This is a genomic window from Kosakonia sp. (assembly GCF_032052965.1).
Classification (GTDB): Bacteria; Pseudomonadota; Gammaproteobacteria; order Enterobacterales; family Enterobacteriaceae; genus Kosakonia.
Genome location: NZ_DAMBVN010000005.1, coordinates 121,037 through 144,468 on the forward strand (window position 1 = coordinate 121,037; position 23,432 = coordinate 144,468).

Here is a 23,432-nt window from a genome sequence, read left to right on the forward strand (position 1 = left end):
CTGGTGACTCATCTGGCGCATGTTCTTGTTAATCTGTGCGCTGTTTGTCAAAACCTGAATAATTACGCCCACTTATGGAATCCTGGAAGGTCAATCTTATCTCGGTGTGGTTCGGTTGTTTTTTCACCGGCCTCGCGATCAGTCAAATTCTGCCGTTTCTGCCGCTTTATGTGGCGCAATTAGGCGTGACGTCCCACGAAGCGTTATCGATGTGGTCCGGGCTGACGTTCAGCGTCACTTTTCTCGTTTCCGCCATTGTCTCGCCAATGTGGGGCAGCCTGGCGGATCGTAAAGGCCGAAAACTGATGTTGCTCCGCGCCTCACTGGGGATGGCAGTCGCCATTCTGCTGCAGGCCTTCGCCACCAACGTCTGGCAGTTATTGTTGCTGCGTGGCGTGATGGGGCTGACGTCGGGCTATATACCGAATGCCATGGCGCTGGTGGCCTCGCAGGTCCCCAGGGAGCGCAGCGGCTGGGCGTTGAGCACATTATCAACTGCGCAAATCAGCGGGGTGATTGGCGGGCCGCTGATGGGCGGTTTTCTGGCTGACCATCTCGGGCTGCGGATGGTGTTCTTTATCACCGCGATGCTGCTGATGGTGAGCTTCCTGGTGACGCTGTTTCTCATCAAAGAGGGCGGGCGACCGAAAGTGAAAAAGGGGGAGCGTCTGAGCGGCAAAGCCGTGTTCTCGACGCTGCCTTACCCTGGTCTTGTGATCAGTCTGTTTATCACGACGCTGGTTATCCAGTTGTGCAATGGCTCTGTAGGGCCGATCCTCGCCCTGTTTATCCAGTCACTTTCGCCGCATACCACTAATCTTGCTTTTCTTAGCGGTCTGATTGCCGCCGTACCCGGTGTCTCGGCGCTGATTTCCGCCCCACGTCTGGGCAAACTCGGCGACCGGATTGGCACGTCGCGTATTTTAATGGGGACGATGATCATCGCGGTGGTGCTGTTCTTTGCCATGTCTTTTGTGACTTCGCCGCTCCAGCTGGGGATCCTGCGTTTTATGCTGGGGTTTGCCGATGGCGCGATGCTCCCTGCGGTGCAGACGCTGCTGCTGAAATATTCCAGCGATCAAGTCACCGGTCGTATTTTTGGTTACAACCAGTCGTTTATGTATTTAGGCAATGTTGCCGGGCCACTGATGGGCGCAGCTGTTTCTGCAGTGGCGGGTTTTCGGTGGGTATTTGCGGCGACGGCGGTTGTGGTTTTTATTAATCTCTGGCAACTCGGGCTGGCATTTCGCCGCGCACGTCGCTAAGTCGCTTAACGGGCCGGAGACGTTATTAACGGCCCTTCGATAACCTTTTCTTATATCCATGAACGCTCCGGGCTTTTTATATTTGCATGCTAGTGCCTGCAAATAGATTGCCTTAAGGAGAGGAGAAACGTTTCGTTAGTTGCTCTGCAGAAAATACAATGCAGAGTTGTGAAAAAATCCGCAAAAATAATACATGTATCTACTTTGCAACATCTGAGCACAGTGCTAACGTCATCGGATATCTCTCAAGGAAATAGCGCTATGAAGAATCTCATTGCTGAGTTGTTGGTAAAGCTTGCCGAAAAAGAAGAGGAATCGAAAGAGCTGGTCGCTCAAGTAGAAGCGCTGGAAATTGTTGTGACAGCGCTGCTGCGTCATATGGCTGCCACGGAACAACAAGCGCTTATTCAGAGTATCGAAGGCGCGCTGGAAGAGGTCCGCCCCGGCGATCAAGTCACCCATCAGGATACGGAGTTGCTGCAACAGTACGTAAAAAAGCTTTTACGGCACCCGCGCAGTTAAGTCCCCGCTTTACAGACAGGAGTGTCATCTAACTGTCATGCGCGCTGCCTATAGTCGCTCTGTTTTATTTTCTTTAAGTATTTGTACATGGAGAATATTAAGTGAAACAGAGCGCATTATTCATCGCCTTATTACCCCTGTTGTTTACCCCTGTTATTTATGCTGATACATCCTCTGGCGCGGTGCTTGAAAACCGTGCGGCTCAGGGGGATATTTCCGCGCCCGGCGGCGCACGCCGTTTAAGTGGCGACCAGACTTCCGCCCTGCGTGCTTCGCTAAATGAGAAACCGGCAAAAAATATAATTTTGCTGATTGGCGACGGCATGGGTGACTCCGAAATTACCGCTGCGCGCAATTATGCCGAAGGGGCGGGCGGATTTTTTAAAGGTATTGATGCCTTACCGTTGACGGGCCAGTACACGCATTATGCGCTGGACAAGAAAACCGGCAAACCGGACTACGTGACGGACTCGGCAGCCTCCGCTACGGCGTGGAGCACCGGCGTCAAAACCTATAACGGCGCGCTGGGCGTCGATATTCACGAAAAAGATCACATGACTATTCTGGAGATGGCCAAAGCCGCAGGTCTGGCGACCGGCAACGTCTCGACGGCAGAATTGCAGGACGCGACACCTGCGGCGCTGGTTTCTCATGTCATCTCTCGCCGTTGTTATGGCCCGACGGTGACCAGCGAGAAATGTGCGCTGAATGCGCTGGAAAAAGGCGGCAAAGGGTCGATTACCGAACAATTGCTGAACGCCCGTGCTGACGTCACGCTGGGCGGCGGGGCAAAAACCTTCAGCGAAACCGCTACGGCCGGTGAATGGAAAGGGAAAACCCTGCGTGAACAGGCACAGGCGCGCGGGTATCAGCTGGTCGGCGATGCCTCGACGCTGGCGGCTATCACCGAAGCAAACCAGGGTAAACCGCTGTTGGGTCTGTTCTCGGAGGGCAACATGCCGGTACGCTGGGAAGGGCCGAAAGCCTCTTTACATGGCAACCTGGATAAGCCAGCAGTGACCTGTACGCCAAACGCAAAACGCACTGACAGCGTACCTACGCTGGCGGCGATGACGGAAAAAGCCATTGAATTGTTGAGCAAAAATGAGAAGGGCTTCTTCCTGCAAGTCGAAGGTGCATCGATTGATAAACAGGATCATGCTGCCAACCCGTGTGGCCAGATTGGAGAGACGGTCGATCTCGACGAAGCCGTGCAAAAAGCGCTGGCGTTTGCGAAGAAAGAAGGCAATACACTGGTGATCGTGACGGCGGATCACGCCCATGCCAGCCAAATCATCCCGGCTGATACCAAAGCACCTGGGTTGAGCCAGGCGCTTAACACTAAAGATGGTGCGGTGATGGCCATGACTTACGGCAACTCTGAAGAAGAATCCATGGAGCATACCGGTACGCAAATTCGTATCGCTGCTTATGGTCCGCACGCGGCCAACGTGGTGGGGCTGACCGATCAGACCGATCTGTTCTACACCATGAAAGCGGCGCTGAGCCTCAAATAATCACTGCCCGGCGGCAAATCTTTGTCGCCGGGTGGTTTTTTTTCGGTTTAGAACCATCCTTAAAGAGCCACACTGACAGAAGGATGGTGCGATGAAAATAACATTCCTGGTTACCCTCGTATTCGGTCTGCTGTTTGTCACGGCGCTGAGCGCCGCTGAAAAAAACCTTACCCCACAACAACAACGTATGACCCTCTGTAATCAACAGGCGACGGCGCAAACGCTCGCTGGTGATGCCCGTAAGCAGTATATGAGTCAATGTCTTAAAAACACCAAAATGGAAGCCGGGCAGAAAAGCCTGACGCCGCAGCAGCAAAGAATGCGCGAATGTAATGCGCAGGCCACGCAACAATCGCTGAAAGGCGAAGACCGCAGTAAATTTATGAGCGCATGCCTGAAAAAACAGGGCTGATGCGTTGGGTGAGCGACATCAGTGGCTCACCCTCTCCTGACATCCCCGCCCGCCTGGTTGCCCGTTGTTCAATCTCTGCCAGGCTTATGTTCTAAGCGACGTTTTACGTTTCCTTTCCTCGTGGTTGTGCGCTGTCTGGCGTTACGCCCGTTTTTGCAACACTGACACGAGAGCAATGTTATGAATTATCAGTATGTTACCGATTTGAATTCGCTGCCGGAAAATCAGCCGGTAAAAGTCGATGTGGCGGGCACCGCCATAATCCTTATTCGTACGCTGACTCAGGTTCGCGCCTTTCAAAGCAAATGCCCCCATGCAGGCGGGCCGCTGGAAAAAGGGGCCATTTGTGATGGCAAACTGGTCTGCCCGTGGCATAAGGCGGCGTTTGATATCACCAATGGGGAGTGGCGGGAGCCGCTGGCGCTGACCAATCTTAAGCAGTACCCGGTGACCATTGAACACAATCGTGTGTTGGTAAATCCGCGCCCGCTGTCGCCCGCCAGCAGACCAAAGATTCGTGGCGATCACCCACAAACGGCAGTGATCCTCGGCACCGGCGCAGCAGGCAGTGCGGCGGCAATCACCCTGCGAGACGCCGGCTTTACCGGGCACCTGATCATGATTGATAAAGAAGACGATGCGCCATATGACCGTACCGCGCTGAGTAAATTTGTTCCCTCTGGCAAGATGAAAATCAGTGAAGTGCCCCATCTGCTGGACGACGATTTTTATAGCCAGCCAGGCGTAGAGAGCCTGCGGGAGGAGGTAACCCGTGTGGATTGCGACGGGCACCAGCTCACTCTCGCCAGCGGGCGTCAGCTTCATTTCGATAAACTCCTGCTGGCGACGGGTGGGCAACCGGTGTGGCCGGAGATCCCCGGCAACCACCTGGCGGGAGTGCATGTATTGCGTGATATTCATCAGGCGCAAACGCTGCTTAATGATGCCGAACAACAGCAGCAGCTGGTGATTATTGGCAATAGCTTTATCGCCATGGAGCTGGCGGCGGCACTGCGTAATCAGGACATTGATGTCACCGTGCTGTCACGCCACGCGTTGCCGTTTGTACCGCAATTTGGTGAAGAGATGGGCCGGCGTTTTAAAGATCTGCACCAGCAAAACGGCGTTAAATTCGTGACTGGCGAGCCGGCGGCGCTGGAAGGAAACGGCCATGTAACGGGCATCACCCTGAAGGATGGCCGCACGCTGCCAGCACAGGTTGTGGTGTTTGCGACCGGGGTGCGCCCGGTGACAGATCTGGCGCTGAACCTGCGCCACGAAGAGGACGGCAGCCTGAGTGTTGACGAAACGCTCAGTGCCGCACCCGATGTCTGGGCAGTTGGAGACATTGCCAGTTACCCGGCACCGGAAGGGCGCCGACGGATTGAACACTGGCGCGTGGCGCAGCAGCAAGGGCGCATTGCCGCCCTCAATATGCTGGGTGAGCAGCGGGTGTTTGATCGGGTGCCTTTTTTCTGGACGACACATTTTGGTACGCGTTTTGAGTACCTGGGTTATGCGCGCGAGTGGGACAGCGTCAAAATGCTCGGCTCGTTTGCGGATAAGCGCTTTGCGGTGTTGTATGGCGAGGCGGGCGTGTTAAAAGCGGTGCTGAGCTGCGGTGAAAACACCGCAACGGCAGGGTTGCTGCTGAAAATGCAACAACCATTAAGTATGAACGCCGCCAGCGAGATGCTCTCGTAAAACGCGACCCTCTCCCGGGCGGGAGAGGGGAAGATTATTTGCTCAGCGTATCGGATTTCGCCATACAGGCTTCGATGGCTTCGATGACCGCAGAGCGGAAGCCTTTTTCTTCCAGTACTTTTACCGCTTCAATGGTGGTGCCGCCAGGGGAGCAGACCATATCTTTGAGTTCGCCCGGATGCTTGCCGGTCTCCAGCACCATTTTGGCAGAGCCCATCACCGCCTGGGCGGCAAATTTGTATGCCTGCGCGCGCGGCATCCCGCCCAGCACGGCGGCATCGGCCATTGCTTCGATAAACATAAAGACATAGGCGGGCGCAGAGCCGCTGACACCAACGACCGGGTGGATCATCGCTTCGGCAATCACTTCGGCTTCGCCAAAGCAGCGGAAAATGTTCAGCACATCGGCGGTGTCTTCTGAGGTCACCAGCGCATTGGGTGTAATGGATGTCATGCCGGCATTGACCAGCGAAGGCGTATTCGGCATTGCGCGAACGATTTTGCGGTCATGGCCGAGGGCGCGCGCCAGTTGATCGAGCGTGACGCCCGCAGCAATAGAAACCACCAGTGTCTCTTTGTTAAGGCTGGAGGCGACCTCACTCAGCACTTTTACCATGATGTTGGGTTTTACGGCGCCAAAGACGATATCGGCAATTTGCGCCACTTCCTGCGCGCTTTGCGCAGCGTTAACACCAAACTGATCGTGCAGGGCGGCAACTTTATCTGCAGTGGGGGTATAAACCCAGATCTGCCCCGGCAAAACTTGCCCACTGGCAATTAAGCCGCTGAGGATCGCTTTGCCCATGTTGCCGCAGCCGATAAAACCGATTTTTTTCTCCATCACGTTTGTCCCTCTGCCTGTAATTGCTTGTGGTTTATAGCTTAACGTGGATTTCGGCGCAGGGCTAAAGCTTCCTCTGTAATCTCTCTACTTTCCCCTGTGGGCAATTAAAGCGACAATGCGCGGCAGTCAATAAGGAGCAGCTATGGCGATTTGGGTAGATGCGGACGCGTGTCCGAATGTGATTAAAGAGATCCTGTTTCGCGCCGCCGAGCGCACACAGACACCGCTGACATTGGTGGCTAACCAGAATCTTCGTGTGCCGCCATCACGTGTGATCCGCGCATTACGGGTTCCAGCGGGGTTTGATGTGGCCGATAACGAAATCGTGCGGCTGTGCAGTGCAGAGGATCTGGTGATCACAGCGGATATTCCGCTGGCGGCAGAAGTACTGGCGAAAGGGGCTGCGGCATTAAACCCGCGCGGGGAACGCTATACTGACGCTACCATTCGTGAAAAGTTGACCATGCGTGACTTTATGGACACGCTGCGTGCCAGCGGCATCCAGACCGGCGGCCCGGACAGCCTCTCACAGCGCGATCGTCAGCAATTTGCCGCGCAGTTAGATAAATGGCTGCTGGAAGTCAAACGCCGCCAGCCAGAGTAAATTCTGCACAACCCTGCGCGATATGGTAATGTTCCCCGCCTTGCGGGCTTGCCAGCCTGTGTTACATTCAGTAAGGTTACCGCCACACGTGTTGCCACAAAATCTTTACAGCGAAAGGGTTTGCCATAACTGGTTTGTTAGCCTTTTTTCGCTACGGCAGACATAAAAGTGTAACGTAAAATTTACGATGAATATTGTACTAGCTTAGTGATATCATCGCGCTCTTATTATCCGTCCCATGAATGAAGGGACCCGGAGGAAATACCCGCTAATGACGTTACCCATTTTCTTAATTGGCGCACGCGGATGCGGTAAAACCACCGTGGGGAAGGCGCTGGCGCTGGCGCAGGAGTGTCAGTTCATTGACACTGACCACTGGTTGCAAGAAGAGGTTAAGCAGAGCATTGCGGCCCTTGTTGATAACGAAGGGTGGGAAGCATTCCGCGCAAGAGAAACGGCAGCGCTGGAGGCGGTGACCGCACCATCCCGTGTCATTGCGACAGGCGGTGGGATTGTGCTGAGCGACTATAACCGCAGTTTTATGCGTGAAAAGGGCATCGTCATCTATTTGTGCGCCCCGGTTTCGGTTCTGGCGGGCAGGCTGGAGGCTTTCCCGGAAGGGGAGCAGCGGCCCACGCTGACCGGCAAACCCATCAGCGAAGAGGTGAGCGAAGTGTTGGCGCTTCGTGACGCGTTATACCGTGAAGCGGCACACTATGTCGTGGATGCCGCGCAGCCCGCCGGGCGGGTGGTGGCGGAAATTGAGGCAGCTTTACATCTGGCTCGCGCCAGTTAGCGAAACGTTTGTCTATACTTACAGCTCGACCGACAAAGACAAAAAAGGAAGAGCTATGCCGACGAAACCACCTTACCCGCGTGAAGCCCGTGTTGTCGCCGTTGAAAAAGGTGCGGGTCAGACAGAGACCTGGTATCAGTTACGTGCTGATCACCCGAAGCCTGATTCATTAATTAGCGAACATCCCACCGAGCAGGAAGCGCTGGACGCGAAAAAGCGCTATGAAGATCCGGATAAAAGCTAAGTCATAGCGTCCTCCGACAGGATCATTTCCTGAAGAGTGCAGAAACGGACTTACCTCACATTTTGGGGCTGGATGGATGCCCCTCAGTTGTTATATTTGCATGTTACTGGAGTGTACTTGAACACAAAGGTGGCTCGTTTTCCCTACGCATCATGGCTCATACCGGGTAGTGGTTAACGCAAAAAGTAAGCATTAATGAAAGGCGGAAAGCAGAAATGAGTGCGACTTTGGCGATCCTCACCATTGGTGTGGTGCCGGTAGAAGAGACCTTACCGCTCCTCGCGGAGCACGTGCCCGAACAGCAGATTACCCATATCAGTTTGCTGGGGAAGATGGACCCTGATGAAGTCCGCCGCGAATACCGTGTAGAAGCCGGGGAGAGTGCTATCCCGACGCGTTTGCAGGATGATTCACTGGGCATGGTGTCGCGCGAAAAAGTGGAGCGCGACCTGCAAAGCGTTATCGAAGTGCTGGATAATCAGGGTTACGATGTGATTTTACTGATGAGCACCGCCGACATTCGCGGGCTGGTGGCGCGTAACGCCATTCTCATCGAACCGCAGCGTATTATCCCACCGCTGGTGGCATCGATTGTCGATGGGCACCAGGTGGGTGTGATCGTTCCTATCCCGGAATTAATGGCGCAGCAACGGCGTAAATGGCAGGTCCTGGAAAACGAACCCTACTATGCGCTGGCGCATCCCTTTCTGGCTACGGAGAGCGAGCTGATCGGTGCGGGGCAGTCTTTGCTGGCCCAGGGGGCCGATGTGTTAATGCTTGATTGTCTCGGATTCCATCAGCATCACCGTGATTTACTCCAGAAAGCGCTGGATGTTCCGGTTTTATTGTCTAATGTCCTTGCCGCGCGCCTCGCGTCGGAACTGCTGGTCTAGTCCACAGTCCCGTGCAATTTCGCGTGACAGAAGCAAACAGCGGCCTCTATATTGTTTTTTCATACATTTTTAAAAGGGCCCGTTCATGCTTCAAAGTAATGAGTACTTCTCCGGTAAAGTGAAATCCATTGGTTTTACCAGCAGTAGCACTGGCCGTGCCAGCGTAGGCGTGATGCTTGAAGGGGAGTACACCTTTGGGACGGCGCAGCCAGAAGAGATGACGGTCGTCAGCGGGGCGCTGAACGTTTTGCTACCGGGTGAAACGGAGTGGAAAACGTACTCGGCGGGTGAAGTGTTCAACGTGCCAGGTCAGAGTGAGTTCCATTTGCAGGTCGCTGAGCCCAGCGCTTATCTCTGCCGCTATCTGTAAAGGCCGCTAAACCGAATCTGACCGGAGGAAGCGTTTACCGCCATCCGGCAAAAACGGCCTGATGACGCGTTGCGTATCAGGCCTCGTCAGGGGCACGAAATTAGCGCTGTGCTTCGCCGCCCAAACCTTCTACCAGGTTTTGGATCAACGCCGCCAGCTCGCCGGTCATCAGAATAAAATCGGCATCAAAACGCTGAGCGTAATCTTCTCTGTCAATATCTTCGTTCTGATCGCGCAATTCGTCGGAGAACTTCAACCGCTTAACGGAGCCGTCGTCGCACATCAGGAACTGAATACGTTGCTGCCAGTCGAGGGCCAGTTTAGTGACCACTTTGCCCGCTTCAATATGGACTGCGATTTCGTCGCTCACCAAATCCTGCTTTTTAGCGCGGATCACGCCGCCATCTTCCAGCATCGCTTTCAGTTCGGCTTCGTCCAGTAGCTGGAAGCCCTGCGCCACGGTGCCGGAGCGCACCCACTCGGTCAGCGTCAGCTCAATGGGGTTTTCCATCGCCAGCGGAACCACCGGCAGCGAACCAAGGCTCTTGCGCAGCAGCGCCAGCGTGTCTTCCGCTTTTTTGGCACTGGCACAATCCACCATAATGAGGCCATTTACGGTGTCGATCCACATCATGGTCTGGCTGAAGCGGCTGAACGCGCGCGGCAGCAGAGAATGCAGCACTTCGTCTTTCAGGGAATCTTTTTCGGTTTTTTTCAGCTTCCGGCCCTGTTCCGCTTCGAGACGGGAGATTTTCGCTTCCAGCGCTTGTTTGACTACCGGCGTCGGCAGAATTTTTTCTTCTTTGCGGGCGCAAATAATAATCTGCCCGTTGGCGGTATGGGTCAGCGCATCGCTGTGTGAACCCATCGGTGGAACCCAGCCGGTTTTCGCCATATCCTGACTACCGCAAGGAGTAAACGATAGTGGGGCAAGCTGTTTTTCCATCTCTTCCGCACGCAGCGCTACATCGCGGCTGAGACGGTATACCATTAAATTTTTGAACCACAGCATGATTTTTTCCACGGCCTTGTCGTTAAATGCAGCGGGCATGATAGCGAATTGTCGGCTTCGTTGCATTGCTAATGCGTGGTCCACTATGAGGAGTTTGATGTGCGTATCGGTATCGATTTAGGTGGGACAAAAACAGAGATCATCGCACTGGGCGAGAATGGCGAGGCGTTGTTTCGTCACCGTCAGCCTACCCCGCGTGATTATCTGCAAACCATAGAGCTGATTGCTTCGATGGTGGATTTAACAGAGAAAGAGACAGGCCAGACTGGAACGGTGGGGATGGGCATTCCCGGCTCGATTTCGCCGTATACTGGCGTGGTCAAAAACGCAAACTCCACGTGGCTGAACGGTAAGCCGTTCGATAAAGATTTAAGCCAGCGTCTGAACCGTGAAGTGCGGCTGGCAAATGATGCCAACTGCCTGGCGGTATCTGAAGCGGTAGATGGTGCGGCGGCAGGTGCGCAAACCGTGTTTGCGGTGATCATCGGCACCGGCTGTGGTTCCGGCATTGCCATCAATGGACAGGTGCACATTGGCGGCAACGGCACGGCGGGAGAGTGGGGGCACAATCCGCTGCCGTGGATGGACGATGACGAACTGCACTACCGTGCTGAGGTCGCCTGTTACTGCGGTAAGCAGGGATGTATTGAGACGTTTATCTCCGGAACAGGGTTCGCCACCGATTATCATCGCCTTGGCGGGCAGCCGTTAAAAGGCAGCGAGATCATCCGGCTGGCCGAGGCGCAGGATCCCGTAGCCGAACTGGCGTTAGGCCGTTACGAGTTGCGGCTTGCCAAGTCGCTGGCGCATGTGATCAATATTCTTGATCCGGATGTTATTGTGCTCGGTGGTGGGATGAGTAATGTGGACCGTTTGTACCAGACCGTGCCCGGACTGGTGCGAAACTGGGTATTTGGCGGTGAATGTGAAACCCCGATCCGCAAAGCGCTGCACGGGGATTCGAGCGGCGTGCGCGGCGCGGCCTGGCTGTGGCCGCACGGCGAGTAATACTGCGTTATGTGAATATCGTTCGAGTAAGAAGCGCCACCCGGCACGATGCAGGGTGGCGCTTCGTTTATCAGCCCTGAGATACCGCGAATTTACTGTCCAGTTTGCTGTAACCCAGCCCGTTGATCTTCTTCACTTTGATCTGCACCGGAATGCGCTCTTTCATCGCTTCGACATGGCTGATCACGCCAATGGTTTTGCCGGTAGCATTTAACGCGTCCAGCGCATCCAGCGCGGTGTCCAGCGTTTCGCTATCCAGTGTGCCGAATCCCTCGTCGAGGAACAGCGAATCAATGCGAGTTTTATGACTCACCAGATCGGACAGCGCCAGTGCCAGCGCCAGACTTACCAGGAAGCTTTCGCCGCCGGAGAGGGTGCGCGTATCGCGAACCGCATCGGCCTGCCAGGTATCGACCACTTCCAGTTCCAGCGCCTCGCTGGCTTTGCGTTTTAGCAGATAGCGGCCATGCAGACGAGTGAGCTGGTTGTTGGCCAGCCATACCAGATTATCCAGCGTCAGCCCTTGGGCAAACTTACGGAATTTATCGCCTTCTTTCGAGCCAATCAGCGCATTTAACTGGCCCCAGTCGTCGCAGCACACGGTGGCCTGCTCAATCTCCAGCAGCACCGCCTGTTGGCGCTGGCGGTTAGCGATATCCTGTTTCAGCTGCTGGCGCAATGCACCCTGCTGGGTCGTGTTTTCACGCAACTGGTGGTTGGCGCTTGCCAACGCCTGCGTGGCGCTTTCGGCGGTGATCTCTTTTGCCATTCCGGCAGGCGGCTGCGCCTGGTGCGCGGCCACTGCCTGTTCGGCACTGACAGCCAGCGCCTGTTTTTGCTGGCAGTCGCTGTCCAGTTTCTGGCGCAGTTGCTCAAGGCGCTGACGTTCGCCGTCGTCAAGCAGTGCGGCAAGAAACGCTTCCGTATCCGCAAAGACACTGTTTTTCAGCGCGCTGGCGAACTGTTTTTCCAGCGCATTTTCTGTGGCACTTTCCTGCGCCAGTTGCTGCTGCAGCGTTTGCCACTGGCTCTGTAACGACACACAATCGTTATGGATCTGACGCCAGCCTTCCAGCGCGGTGGTTTGCCCGTCCGCAAGAGCATCGTCGGCCGGCAGCGTTTCAATCACAGGCGTTAGCTGCGCCATGCTTTCGCGCAACGAAGCCAGTTGTTGCTGCTGCTGTTGCCACTGCTCCGCTTCCTGCGCCCGCGCCGCCAGCCAGGCGTGCTCTTCACCTTCCTCTGGCAGGCTGAGTTCGAGCGGTTGCAAGGCTGAGGCCAGGCTGGCACGGCGGCTGACAACCGCCTGTTGATAATGTTCACCCTGCTGGCGCAGTTCATGAATTTGCTGCTGCAACGTCTGGTGCTGATTCAACAAATAAAGCTGATGCTCGTAGGCATCCTGCGCGCTTTGCCAACTGGTCAGCTCCCGGTGCGGTTCCAGCGTCACATTCAGTGCGGCGCAGGCGCTGGCCCACGACTGCAGCAGGGTCTGTTCTTCCTGCTGTAAGGCTCTGGCTTCGCGCTCATCTTTCTCGTAACGTTCGCCCAGGCCTTTCAGCCTTTCGCTTAGCGCAACACCCTCTTCTTTTACCTGGCGGACTTCCAGATCCAGCGCATTGCGTCGCGCCTGGTTCACGCCGGGTTCGAGGGTTTGATAGTGCGCCACCGCCGGGTGTTCCGTCGCGCCACAGAGCGGGCAAGGGTGGCCGGGTTGCAGGCGGGCACGCTCGCTTTCGAGATCTTTAATGCGGTTTTCCAGCTCGACAATGGTGGTGACATCCACCAGCAACTGATTTTTTTCTTTATACAGTTCGCGCTTGCGTGCCAGCTCGAGAGTGAGCTTCTCCTGCTCGCTTTTCAGATCGACCAGGCTCTGCTGGCGAAGACTTAGCTGTTTACGTAGCGGCGCAAAACGGGCATGCAGGGCGATTAACTGCTGACGCTGCGGGCGCTGCTGCGCGCACCGTTGCATGGCCTGGGCGGTTTCTTCCATACTGAGCGCCAGCGTTGAGACTGGCAGTGTCTTCAGCCTGGATTCATGGCTCTGAATGCGTTGTTGCAGGTTTAGCCACTGTTTTTTTTCTTCTTCCAGTTGATTAAATAGCACCCGCCAGCCGGTCAGCTCGTTGTGCCACTGTTGGTAACGGGCATGTTCAGCCAGCCAGCTATCCAGCGTTTTTTGGGAACGCTGTAAGGTGGCGAGTTGCTGCGCGGCGCTGAAGCGAATACGGGCGCGCTGTGTCAGGCTGTTATGTAAGCGAGTATTTACTTCGTCACTCTGCTGACCGGTGCGCCGCAACGTTTTACGCTGTTCTTCAAGGCGCTCCCATAAGGGGCGCAGCTGCTGAGCCGGCTGTGCGCGTTCTAGCGCTGCCAGTTGGGGTTGCGCGCTTGCCTGGGCCTGACGGGCCTGCACTAAGGCGGCCTGCGCCCGGCCCTGAGCGTCGCGCAATTCAGCGTTCCGGTTCAGCCAGTTCGCCTGCGCCTGGCGAATGCTCAGGTCAGCCAGCAGGTGGTGTTCCTGGTCAGTAAGTGCCTGCAAACTTTGTTCAAGCTGCTGGCGCTGGGCATCGTCCAGCAGTGCGACACTTTCGGCCTGCGCCTGTAATTTTTCCAGCCGGATTTTCGCCGCTTTATGTTTCTCAAACACCATGGCGGAAATTTGCCCGTAGATTTCGGTGCCGGTCAGCTCCTCCAGCAATTCGGCGCGCTCCCGCGGTTTGGCGTTCAGGAAGGCGGCAAATTGCCCCTGAGATAGCAGCATCGAACGGGTAAAGCGGCCGTAATCCAGCCCGGTGAGTGAGGCGGTCAGTTCCAGTTTGTCTTTGACTTTATCGGCCAGTATTTTGCCGCTGGCGCACATTGCCAGCTCAACGCGCGGTGCCTGCAGGTTGCCTTCGGCTAAACCTCTGGCGCGACTCTGGCTCCAGAAAGCGCGATACGCCACGCCTTTGACTTCAAACTCCACCTCTGCCAGGCATTCGGCAGTGTCCCGGGTCATCAGATCGTTTTGTGACTGCGATAAGGTGCTGAGGCGAGGTGTTTCGTGGTAAAGCGCAAGGCAGATGGCGTCGAGGAGGGTGGTTTTACCCGCGCCTGTTGCGCCAGTGATGGCGAACAGACCGTTACTCGCGAAGGGCTCTTCACTAAAGTCGATCTTCCATTCACCTTTCAATGAATTCAGGTTTTTTAGTCGCAAACTGAGAATTTTCATGCCTCTTTCTCCTCATCCAGCGCCTGCAATGCCTCACTGAACAAGGCCTGTAAACGCACGCTTTGCGTTTCGTCGAGCTCTTCATGCGCCAGGCGGCGGGCAAAAACCTCTTCGACTTTTAATTCATTGAGCGTTTCCCGCAGCTCGCCAGCAAGTATGCGCTCGCGATGTTCACGGCTGCGGCGAACTAACAGGACTTCCACGGGAAGGGCTTCGGTCACCTGCTGGATTTTGCGTTGCACATCCGCCAGGTAGTCATGGCTTTCGATTTCGATGTCCAGCCAGACCGGTTTGTCGGCAGGGGCATCGCGCCACTGTTCCAGTTGCTGGCAGATGGCGGCGAAATCACCTTTGATCACTGCCAGTTCCTGTGTGGTGGGAACATTAAGCGTGGTCACTTCGGCCAGTTTCCCCCCGGCAAAGCTCACAAGGTTAACGCTTTTGCTTTTACCGGTTTCATCAAAACTGAGCGGGATCGGTGAGCCGCAGTAACGAATGTGCTCCTCACCGCCAATTTTTTGCGCCCGGTGGATATGACCAAGTGCCATATAGTCAACAGGGGGGAAATTCTGCGCCGGAAAGGCATCCAGCGTGCCGATATAAATATCACGTACCGCGTCACTTTTGCTGGCACCAACGGTGGTCAAATGGCCGCTGGCGATAACAGGCAGCGCGCTATCGCCACGCAGAGTGCAGGCGTCACGGTACTGCTGTTGATAATAGTCAGTGATAGCCGCGAGCAGATGTTGCTGTTTTTGCAGGCCGGACAGACCCGCCTGACTCAGGACAATGTCGCGCGGACGCAGAAACGGCACCGGGCAAAACACGGCTCCGGGCTCGCCATTACGGCGGTGGAGCAGAAAAGGTGCCGCCCCGGCGCTGGCTACTACGGTCGTTTTCAAATAGGCCAGAATCTCTTTCGATTCATTGAGCGTGGCCACGGAGTCATGGTTGCCGGCCAGCACCACTAACTGGCAGCCGGTGCGCTGGAGTTTAACCACAAAACGGTTATATAACTCGCGGGCATAGCTCGGCGGTGAACCGGTATCAAAGATGTCGCCAGCCACAATGATCGCATCTGCCTGGTGGCTTTCGGCGTTTTCCAGCAACCAGTCGAGAAAAGCGTCGTGTTCGGCGGCACGGCTTTTACTGTAAAAGTTCTGTCCCAGATGCCAGTCAGAGGTGTGAATTATGCGCATAGCGGTTCCGTGGCGAAAAAACGTAAATCAGATTATAAACATTAAGCAGATGAGGGACATATCCGAATAAAAACAGGGATTGTCATCGCGTGCTGAAGAGGGTCATCTGACGGTCATGTTATTCATAAATCTGTCATAAAACTGACGCATAATGGCGCCGCTATATATACTGACGACTTAAATAAAACAGGGCAAATTATGGCGAGACGAATTCTGGTCGTAGAAGACGAAGCACCCATCCGTGAAATGGTTTGCTTTGTGCTCGAGCAAAATGGCTTTCAACCAGTAGAAGCTGAAGATTATGACAGCGCGGTGAATCAACTGAATGAACCCTGGCCCGATCTCGTTTTGCTGGACTGGATGTTGCCTGGTGGTTCAGGCATTCAGTTTATTAAACATCTGAAACGTGAAGCCATGACCCGTGACATTCCGGTAATGATGCTGACGGCGCGTGGTGAAGAAGAGGATCGCGTTCGCGGCCTGGAAACCGGAGCGGACGACTATATTACCAAACCTTTCTCGCCAAAAGAGCTGGTGGCGCGTATCAAGGCTGTCATGCGCCGCATTTCGCCGATGGCGGTGGAAGAGGTCATCGAAATGCAGGGGCTGAGCCTCGATCCCTCGTCTCACCGCGTAATGACCGGTGAAAATCCACTGGATATGGGCCCGACAGAGTTTAAACTCTTACACTTCTTTATGACTCACCCGGAACGTGTTTACAGCCGCGAGCAGTTGCTGAATCATGTTTGGGGAACCAATGTGTATGTGGAAGACCGTACGGTGGACGTGCATATTCGCCGACTGCGCAAAGCGCTGGAACACAGTGGTCACGATCGTATGGTGCAAACAGTGCGCGGCACGGGATACCGTTTTTCGACCCGTTTCTGAAATTTGACAGGAGTGTGACGCGTGCTGGAACGGCTGTCATGGAAAAGGCTGGTGCTGGAGCTCCTCCTTTGTTGTATCCCCGCCTTAATACTCGGCGTCATGTTCGGTTATCTGCCCTGGTTTTTACTCGCCGCGGTAACCGGGTTACTGATCTGGCATTTCTGGAATTTATTGCGCCTCTCCTGGTGGCTATGGGTTGATAAAAGTATGACCCCGCCGCCCGGCACAGGAAGCTGGGAGCCTCTTTTGTATGGGTTGCACCAGATGCAGATGCGCAACAAAAAGCGTCGCCGTGAACTGGGTAGCCTGATCAAGCGCTTTCGCAGCGGGGCGGAATCCCTTCCGGATGCGGTGATCCTCACCACGCAGGAAGGCGCTATTTTCTGGTGCAACGGTCTTGCGCAACAAGTGCTGGGGCTGCGCTGGCCAGATGATAGCGGGCAGAACATCCTTAACCTGCTGCGTTACCCCGAATTCACCCAATACCTGAAGAAAAAAGAGTTTACCCGGCCTTTGCACCTGGTGCTTAACAACGGTCGCCATCTCGAGATCCGCGTGATGCCCTACACGGAAGAGCATTTGTTGCTGGTGGCGCGCGATGTGACACAAATGCATCAACTGGAAGGGGCGCGGCGCAACTTTTTTGCCAATGTCAGCCATGAGCTACGTACGCCGTTGACCGTGTTGCAGGGCTACCTGGAGATGATGCAAGAGCAGACGCTTGAAGGCGCGCCACGGGAAAAAGCGCTGCATACCATGCGGGAACAGACCTCGCGCATGGAAGGTCTGGTGCGCCAGCTACTCACGCTGTCGAAGATTGAAGCGGCGCCGACATTGCCGCCCAACGAAACCATTGATGTGCCGATGATGCTGCGGGTCGTGGAGCGCGAGGCGCAAACCCTCAGTCAGCAAAAGCACACCTTTGATTTTGATGTCGACAGCAGTCTCAAAGTGCTCGGCAATGAAGAGCAACTCCGCAGCGCCATTTCCAATCTGGTGTATAACGCTGTCAACCATACCCCGGCAGGGACACATATTATCGTGAGCTGGCGTCACCTGGCGCAGGGGGCGGAGTTCAGCGTCGAAGATAACGGGCCGGGCATTGCCGCTGAGCATATTCCGCGTCTCACCGAACGTTTTTACCGGGTGGACAAAGCCCGATCCCGGCAAACCGGTGGCAGTGGCCTGGGGCTGGCGATTGTGAAGCATGCGGTAAACCACCACGAAAGCCGTCTCGATATTGTCAGTCAGCCAGGTAAAGGTACCCGCTTCAGTTTTGTTCTTCCGGAACGCCTGGTTGCCAAAAAAGCCGCTTCCTGAGCTCGCTGTCAGCTTATCTTTCCAGCGGTCTGTGAAAACAGACCGCTCATACGTACCTTGTCTCCACCCTGAAACGTATTTTGTACGCATGCTGCTTTTTTGTTCGCATGATCAGCCATGTGTTTTTCTTATAATTGGAATTATTCACTGGTAAGAATTCCCGTTGTAGTAGATGCATCTGGTTTTGCGATCCCACCTTGCCTTTAAACGTTATAAGCGTTTAAATTGCGCCCCGTACATCGTTATACCGACTGTATTTGCGTGGTAAATCGAAAAACTATTCTCCGCTACGTAATGCATAAAGCATTTCCCGCTGACTTTCAGCGATATAGACGTTGTATTGTTCGGTAGGGAAAGGCGAAAAAAACATCATTTTTACGACACCACATCCACAGGCAGTAACAAAATATGACCCATCACTTAAAACCACGAGACATTGTTGCTCTGGGCTTTATGACTTTTGCCCTCTTCGTAGGCGCAGGTAACATCATTTTTCCACCGATGGTCGGCTTACAGGCGGGTGAACACGTCTGGACAGCAGCCATAGGCTTTCTGATCACCGCCGTTGGCCTGCCCGTCCTTACCGTGGTCGCGCTGGCGAAAGTGGGTGGTGGCGTAGACAGCCTGAGCACCCCGATTGGCAAAGTGGCGGGCGTACTGCTGGCGACGGTGTGCTATCTGGCGGTGGGGCCGTTGTTTGCGACTCCGCGTACTGCAACAGTCTCTTTTGAAGTCGGGATCGCACCGCTGACCGGTGAAGGCGCAATGCCGCTGCTGATTTACAGCATCATCTATTTTGCGCTGGTGATCCTGGTGTCGCTCTACCCGGGTAAACTGCTGGATACGGTGGGTAACTTCCTGGCGCCGCTGAAAATTATTGCCCTGACGATCCTCGCCATCGCTGCTATTGTCTGGCCTGCCGGCCCGATCAGCCACGCGCTGGAAGCCTACCAGACTGCACCGTTTTCGAATGGTTTCGTGAATGGTTACCTGACGATGGACACCCTCGGTGCCATGGTGTTCGGTATCGTGATTGTCAACGCCGCGCGTTCTCGCGGTGTTACCGAAGCACGCCTGCTGACCCGTTACACGGTCTGGGCTGGGCTGATGGCGGGTGTTGGCCTGACGCTGCTCTATCTGGCGCTGTTCCGTCTCGGTTCTCACAGCTCAACGCTGGTGGAACAGTCTGCTAACGGCGCGGCGATCCTGCATGCCTATGTTCAGCATACCTTTGGTGGCGCGGGCAGTTTCCTGCTGGCCGCACTGATTTTTATTGCCTGTCTGGTGACGGCGGTTGGCCTGACCTGTGCCTGTGCAGAGTTCTTTGCCCAGTATCTGCCGCTCTCCTACCGTACGCTGGTATTTATCCTGGGTATCTTCTCGATGGCGGTTTCCAACCTCGGACTGAGCCATCTGATCCAGATTTCGATTCCGGTGCTGACGATGATCTACCCGCCGTGCATCGTGCTGGTGGTACTGAGCTTTACCCGCTCCTTCTGGAACAGTTCCACCCGCGTTATCGCACCGGCTATGTTCATTAGTCTGCTTTTTGGTATCCTTGACGGCGTGAAAGCCTCTGCCTTTGCAGAACACCTCCCCGCCTGGACGCAGCGTTTACCGCTGGCGGAGCAGGGACTGGCCTGGTTGATGCCAAGCCTGGTGATGGTGGTTCTGGCGGCAATCTGGGATCGCGCAGCGGGGCGACAAGTGACCTCCAGCGCGCATTAACAGCGGCAAACACGGCTTGTTTAACCACGGGGTGTCGTGCTCCGTGGTTTTTTATTTTTGTGTTGAATAATGGCAGTGGAAACGATGGAAAGTACGAATAAGCTGAAGCGTGGGCTAAGCACCCGCCACATTCGCTTTATGGCGCTGGGTTCGGCAATCGGCACCGGCCTGTTTTACGGCTCTGCAGATGCCATCAAAATGGCGGGGCCAAGTGTATTGCTGGCCTACATTATTGGTGGCGTCGCCGCGTACATCATTATGCGCGCGTTGGGCGAAATGTCGGTGCATAACCCTTCCGCCAGTTCCTTCTCCCGCTATGCCCAGGAAAACCTTGGCCCGCTCGCCGGGTATATCACCGGCTGGACGTACTGTTTTGAGATCCTGATTGTCGCGATTGCCGATGTCACCGCATTTGGCATTTATATGGGCGTCTGGTTCCCGACGGTGCCACACTGGATTTGGGTATTGAGCGTGGTGCTGATTATTTGCGCCATTAACCTGATGAGTGTGAAAGTGTTCGGTGAACTGGAGTTCTGGTTCTCGTTCTTTAAAGTCGCCACCATTATCATCATGATCGTTGCCGGTTTCGGCATCATTATTTGGGGTATTGGTAACGGCGGGCAGCCGACCGGCATCAGTAACTTGTGGAGTCATGGCGGCTTCTTCAGTAACGGCTGGCTGGGCACGGTGATGGCGTTGCAGATGGTAATGTTCGCTTATGGCGGTATCGAAATTATTGGTATCACCGCCGGGGAAGCGAAAGATCCGGAGAAATCGATCCCGCGCGCCATCAACTCAGTACCGATGCGTATCCTGGTGTTTTATGTTGGTACGCTGTTTGTGATCATGTCGATTTATCCGTGGAATCAGGTGGGCACAGACGGTAGCCCGTTTGTCCTGACCTTCCAGCATATGGGCATCACTTTTGCTGCCGGTATCCTCAACTTTGTGGTGTTGACCGCCTCGCTCTCCGCGATTAACAGCGATGTGTTTGGCGTTGGCCGCATGCTGCACGGTATGGCGGAGCAGGGCAGCGCGCCGAAGATGTTTGCTAAGACCTCGCGTCGCGGCATTCCGTGGGTAACGGTAATGGTCATGACCGTCGCATTGCTGTTTGCGGTGTATCTCAACTACATCATGCCGGAAAATGTTTTCCTGGTGATTGCGTCGCTGGCGACCTTCGCCACCGTATGGGTGTGGATCATGATTTTACTGTCGCAAATTGGCTTCCGCCGTCGTCTGTCAGCCGATGAAATCAAGGCGCTGAAATTTAAAGTACCGGGTGGCGTCGCTACCACGGTCGCCGGGCTGCTGTTCCTGGTGTTCATTATCGCCCTGATTGGCTGGCACCCGGAAACCCGCATCTCGCTGTATGTCGGTTTTGCATGGATTGTGCTGCTGCTGATTGGCTGGGTACTTAAACGCCGTAAAGCATAAGCATGGAGACTGCCCGCAAGGCACTGCGCCAGCGGGCAGGATGCCGTCGCACATTGTACGCGGGTTTGCGGTTCTTTCTCGCACTCATCCAGCCCGGTACCCCGCGATTTCCCTCCTGTAACCTGGCTACGTGCCGGAGCGATAGCCTCAACGCTGACACCCAAACCGCTGAACGTTTCCAGCGCCGACGCTGATGCCTTTTGCGGTACGGGGCACGCGCCACGAATGCGGGGTGCATGCTCTGCCAATAAGGTTTCTGTCGTCTCTTGCGGCCAAAATTGATGCCCCACAAAATACTGCCTGAGCGTGTTAATCCTTGGCTGGGAGCGTGCGATGAAGACCCGACTTTCCGGTTTGCTCTTGGCGGCTCTCTTCTCAGGCTATAGTTTTGATCAGTATAAAAATCTCTGCGTCGGGCGATTTCGGGCATGAGCACGAAGCGGGCGCGGAAAAACTCACCTATATACCCGGTGAATATCCCGCAAGATCGCCTCTGCGCCCCGTCTCTCCCCCCCGGAAAAAAAGCGAAAGAAGGAGGCGAGGCGCAGGCGGTTATGAAAAAGTGGCGTCATTTTGAACGAAGGGGATAGTCGATGTTGAATGCATGGCACCTGCCGGTTGCGCCATTTGTGAAGCAGGACAAAGATCAGTTGAGGGTGACCCTCTGGCTCAGCGGCGTGTCGCTGCCGTCACGCGTGATGCTGCGGGTGGAGGTTGATAACGAAGAGATCCCACTGGCAATGCATCGCGCACGTAAACCCGGCCCCGGCGGCGAGACGCTCTGGCGGGCTGCCATTGATATCAGCAGCGGGCAGCCACGTCGCCGCTACAGCTTTAAACTGCTGTGGGAAGACAAACAGCTTTGGTTTACGCCGCAGGGCTTTAGCCGTTTTCCCCCTGCCAGACTGGAGCAGTTCGCGATAGATGCCCCCGATGGTGGGCCGGAATGGGTGGCGGATCAGGTGTTTTATCAGATCTTCCCCGATCGTTTTGCCCGCAGTCAGGCACGCGCAACCCAACAGGATGAAGCCTGGTACCACCATGCCGCGGGGCGGATGACCGTGATGCGCGACTGGGACGATCCGCTGACCGGAGAAGCCGGGGGATCGACATTTTACGGCGGCGATCTTGACGGTATCAGCGAAAAACTGCCGTACCTGAAAAAACTGGGCGTCACTGCGTTGTACCTCAACCCGGTGTTCGTCGCGCCCAGCGTGCATAAATACGATACCGAAGATTATCGCCATGTTGATCCCCGTTTTGGCGGCGATCCGGCGCTGTTGCGTCTGCGGCATGCTACGCAAGCGGCAGGCATGCGCCTGATCCTCGATGGCGTGTTTAACCACTGTGGCGACTCACATGCCTGGTTTGATCGGCATAATCGTGGCACGGGCGGTGCCTGCCATAATCCGGACTCGCCCTGGCGGAGCTGGTTCAGCTTTGATGATGAAGGGCTCGCCCGCGACTGGCTGGGGTATCCGAGCCTGCCGAAACTGGACTATCGCGCCGCGTCACTGGTCGAGGAAATATACCAGGGGGAAGACAGTATTGTTCGTCACTGGCTTAAAGCGCCGTGGAATATGGACGGCTGGCGGCTGGATGTGGTGCATATGCTTGGCGAGGCGGGCGGTGCGCGTAATAACCTTCACCATGTTGCTGGCATTACCCGCGCCGCCAAAGAGACACAGCCGCAGGCTTACATGGTAGGTGAGCACTTTGGTGATGCACGTCAGTGGCTCCAGACGGATGCTGAAGATGCAGCGATGAATTACCGTGGTTTTACGCTGCCGGTGTGGGCGTTTTTGGCAAGAACCGACATCGCTTACGATCCGCAAAAAATCGATGCGCAAACCTGTGCAGCGTGGATGGATAATTACCGCGCCGGGCTGTCGCATCAGCAGCAAATACGCATGTTTAACCAACTCGACAGCCACGATACGCCGCGTTTTAAAACGGTACTGGGCAACGATATTGCTCGTTTGCCGCTGGCGGTGGTGTGGTTGTTCTGCTGGCCGGGCACCCCCTGCATCTATTACGGTGATGAAGTAGGGCTGGATGGGGCCAATGATCCATTCTGCCGTAAACCCTTCCCCTGGGATAAGACATGTCAGGATGGCCGGTTGCTGGCGCTTTATCAGCGTATGGCGAAGCTGCGTTCGCGCAGCCAGGCGCTGCGTTATGGCGGCTGCGAGGTGGTATATGCGCAGGAGGATGTGCTGGTATTTGTGCGTGTTTATCAACAACAACGCGTGCTGGTCGTGATTAACCGTGGTGAAGCCTGTGAAGTGGTGCTGGAAGATTCACCGCTGCTCAGAGGGAAAAACTGGCGGCTAAAAGAAGGTACAGGTACGCTACAGGATGACGTGCTGACGCTATCTGCGATTAGCGCTTCTGTCTGGTCTGCCTCCTGAGCCTAAACGCGAGAAGGGAGGCGTTAACGTCTCCCCTTTAG

20 protein-coding genes are annotated in these 23,432 nt (G+C 55.3%); 16 read left to right on the forward strand and 4 right to left on the reverse strand.

What is annotated here, in order from left to right; all coding sequences use genetic code 11:
* Window positions 1-74: 74 nt before the first annotated feature.
* The 5 genes from RTX30_RS08740 to RTX30_RS08760 all read left to right on the forward strand — a co-directional run bounded on the left by RTX30_RS08740 (window position 75) and on the right by RTX30_RS08760 (window position 5,420).
* A complete protein-coding gene (locus RTX30_RS08740) occupies window positions 75-1,265 on the forward strand; it encodes a multidrug efflux MFS transporter (protein ID WP_312688927.1) in 1,191 nt (396 codons plus the stop codon).
* Window positions 1,266-1,526: 261 nt separating this feature from the next.
* Window positions 1,527-1,787 carry an anti-adapter protein IraP gene (iraP, locus tag RTX30_RS08745; RefSeq protein WP_312688928.1) on the forward strand — a complete coding sequence of 87 codons (261 nt, stop codon included), beginning with the start codon at window positions 1,527-1,529 and terminating at the stop codon, window positions 1,785-1,787.
* A gap of 101 nt (window positions 1,788-1,888) precedes the next feature.
* The gene (gene phoA, locus RTX30_RS08750) at window positions 1,889-3,304 is read left to right on the forward strand and encodes an alkaline phosphatase (RefSeq protein WP_312688929.1); all 1,416 of its coding nucleotides are present in this window, start codon (window positions 1,889-1,891) and stop codon (window positions 3,302-3,304) included.
* Window positions 3,305-3,395: 91 nt separating this feature from the next.
* A complete protein-coding gene (gene psiF, locus RTX30_RS08755; RefSeq protein WP_312688930.1) occupies window positions 3,396-3,716 on the forward strand; it encodes a phosphate starvation-inducible protein PsiF in 321 nt (106 codons plus the stop codon).
* Between the two features lie 180 nt (window positions 3,717-3,896).
* Window positions 3,897-5,420: an FAD-dependent oxidoreductase gene (locus tag RTX30_RS08760; RefSeq protein ID WP_312688931.1), complete on the forward strand. Its 1,524-nt coding sequence runs from the start codon at window positions 3,897-3,899 to the stop codon at window positions 5,418-5,420.
* Window positions 5,421-5,454: 34 nt separating this feature from the next.
* On the opposite strand, the gene proC is transcribed toward RTX30_RS08760, so the two are convergent.
* Window positions 5,455-6,261 carry a pyrroline-5-carboxylate reductase gene (proC, locus tag RTX30_RS08765; protein ID WP_312689135.1) on the reverse strand — a complete coding sequence of 269 codons (807 nt, stop codon included), beginning with the start codon at window positions 6,259-6,261 and terminating at the stop codon, window positions 5,455-5,457.
* 145 nt (window positions 6,262-6,406) lie between these two features.
* Here proC and RTX30_RS08770 point away from each other — a divergent pair, with 145 nt between their 5' ends.
* From RTX30_RS08770 to ppnP, 5 genes are all read left to right on the forward strand, one after another.
* The gene (locus RTX30_RS08770) at window positions 6,407-6,868 is read left to right on the forward strand and encodes a YaiI/YqxD family protein (RefSeq protein WP_312688932.1); all 462 of its coding nucleotides are present in this window, start codon (window positions 6,407-6,409) and stop codon (window positions 6,866-6,868) included.
* A 271-nt stretch (window positions 6,869-7,139) separates the two neighbouring features.
* Window positions 7,140-7,664, forward strand: coding sequence for a shikimate kinase AroL (gene aroL, locus RTX30_RS08775; protein ID WP_312688933.1), 525 nt, complete (start codon window positions 7,140-7,142; stop codon window positions 7,662-7,664).
* 55 nt (window positions 7,665-7,719) lie between these two features.
* Window positions 7,720-7,908: a protein YaiA gene (gene yaiA, locus RTX30_RS08780; RefSeq protein WP_312688935.1), complete on the forward strand. Its 189-nt coding sequence runs from the start codon at window positions 7,720-7,722 to the stop codon at window positions 7,906-7,908.
* Window positions 7,909-8,123: 215 nt separating this feature from the next.
* Entirely contained in the window at window positions 8,124-8,801 is a 678-nt protein-coding gene (locus RTX30_RS08785; protein ID WP_312688937.1) for an AroM family protein, read from the forward strand.
* A gap of 85 nt (window positions 8,802-8,886) precedes the next feature.
* The gene (gene ppnP, locus RTX30_RS08790) at window positions 8,887-9,171 is read left to right on the forward strand and encodes a pyrimidine/purine nucleoside phosphorylase (RefSeq protein ID WP_312688938.1); all 285 of its coding nucleotides are present in this window, start codon (window positions 8,887-8,889) and stop codon (window positions 9,169-9,171) included.
* A 100-nt stretch (window positions 9,172-9,271) separates the two neighbouring features.
* Here the strand turns inward: ppnP and rdgC are convergent, their stop codons facing one another.
* Window positions 9,272-10,183, reverse strand: coding sequence for a recombination-associated protein RdgC (gene rdgC / locus RTX30_RS08795; protein ID WP_312688939.1), 912 nt, complete (start codon window positions 10,181-10,183; stop codon window positions 9,272-9,274).
* Between the two features lie 99 nt (window positions 10,184-10,282).
* On the opposite strand from rdgC, the gene mak reads away from it, so the two are divergent.
* Window positions 10,283-11,191, forward strand: a complete 909-nt coding sequence (gene mak / locus RTX30_RS08800) for a fructokinase (protein ID WP_312688940.1) — start codon at window positions 10,283-10,285, stop codon at window positions 11,189-11,191.
* A gap of 70 nt (window positions 11,192-11,261) precedes the next feature.
* On the opposite strand, the gene sbcC is transcribed toward mak, so the two are convergent.
* A complete protein-coding gene (gene sbcC / locus RTX30_RS08805) occupies window positions 11,262-14,408 on the reverse strand; it encodes an exonuclease subunit SbcC (protein ID WP_312688941.1) in 3,147 nt (1,048 codons plus the stop codon).
* Window positions 14,405-15,607 (reverse strand): exonuclease subunit SbcD, encoded by a 1,203-nt coding sequence (gene sbcD, locus RTX30_RS08810; protein ID WP_312688943.1) that lies wholly within the window; start codon window positions 15,605-15,607, stop codon window positions 14,405-14,407. The genes sbcC and sbcD overlap by 4 nt, the downstream gene beginning before the upstream one ends.
* Before the next feature lie 198 nt (window positions 15,608-15,805).
* On the opposite strand from sbcD, the gene phoB reads away from it, so the two are divergent.
* The 5 genes from phoB to malZ all read left to right on the forward strand — a co-directional run bounded on the left by phoB (window position 15,806) and on the right by malZ (window position 23,391).
* Window positions 15,806-16,495 (forward strand): phosphate response regulator transcription factor PhoB, encoded by a 690-nt coding sequence (gene phoB / locus RTX30_RS08815; RefSeq protein WP_007373472.1) that lies wholly within the window; start codon window positions 15,806-15,808, stop codon window positions 16,493-16,495.
* 21 nt (window positions 16,496-16,516) lie between these two features.
* The gene (phoR, locus tag RTX30_RS08820) at window positions 16,517-17,815 is read left to right on the forward strand and encodes a phosphate regulon sensor histidine kinase PhoR (RefSeq protein WP_312688946.1); all 1,299 of its coding nucleotides are present in this window, start codon (window positions 16,517-16,519) and stop codon (window positions 17,813-17,815) included.
* 408 nt (window positions 17,816-18,223) lie between these two features.
* Window positions 18,224-19,543: a branched-chain amino acid transporter carrier protein BrnQ gene (brnQ, locus tag RTX30_RS08825; RefSeq protein ID WP_312688948.1), complete on the forward strand. Its 1,320-nt coding sequence runs from the start codon at window positions 18,224-18,226 to the stop codon at window positions 19,541-19,543.
* An 84-nt stretch (window positions 19,544-19,627) separates the two neighbouring features.
* Entirely contained in the window at window positions 19,628-20,980 is a 1,353-nt protein-coding gene (gene proY / locus RTX30_RS08830; protein WP_312688950.1) for a proline-specific permease ProY, read from the forward strand.
* A gap of 593 nt (window positions 20,981-21,573) precedes the next feature.
* Window positions 21,574-23,391 carry a maltodextrin glucosidase gene (gene malZ, locus RTX30_RS08835; protein ID WP_312688952.1) on the forward strand — a complete coding sequence of 606 codons (1,818 nt, stop codon included), beginning with the start codon at window positions 21,574-21,576 and terminating at the stop codon, window positions 23,389-23,391.
* The last annotated feature ends 41 nt before the right edge of the window (window positions 23,392-23,432 follow it).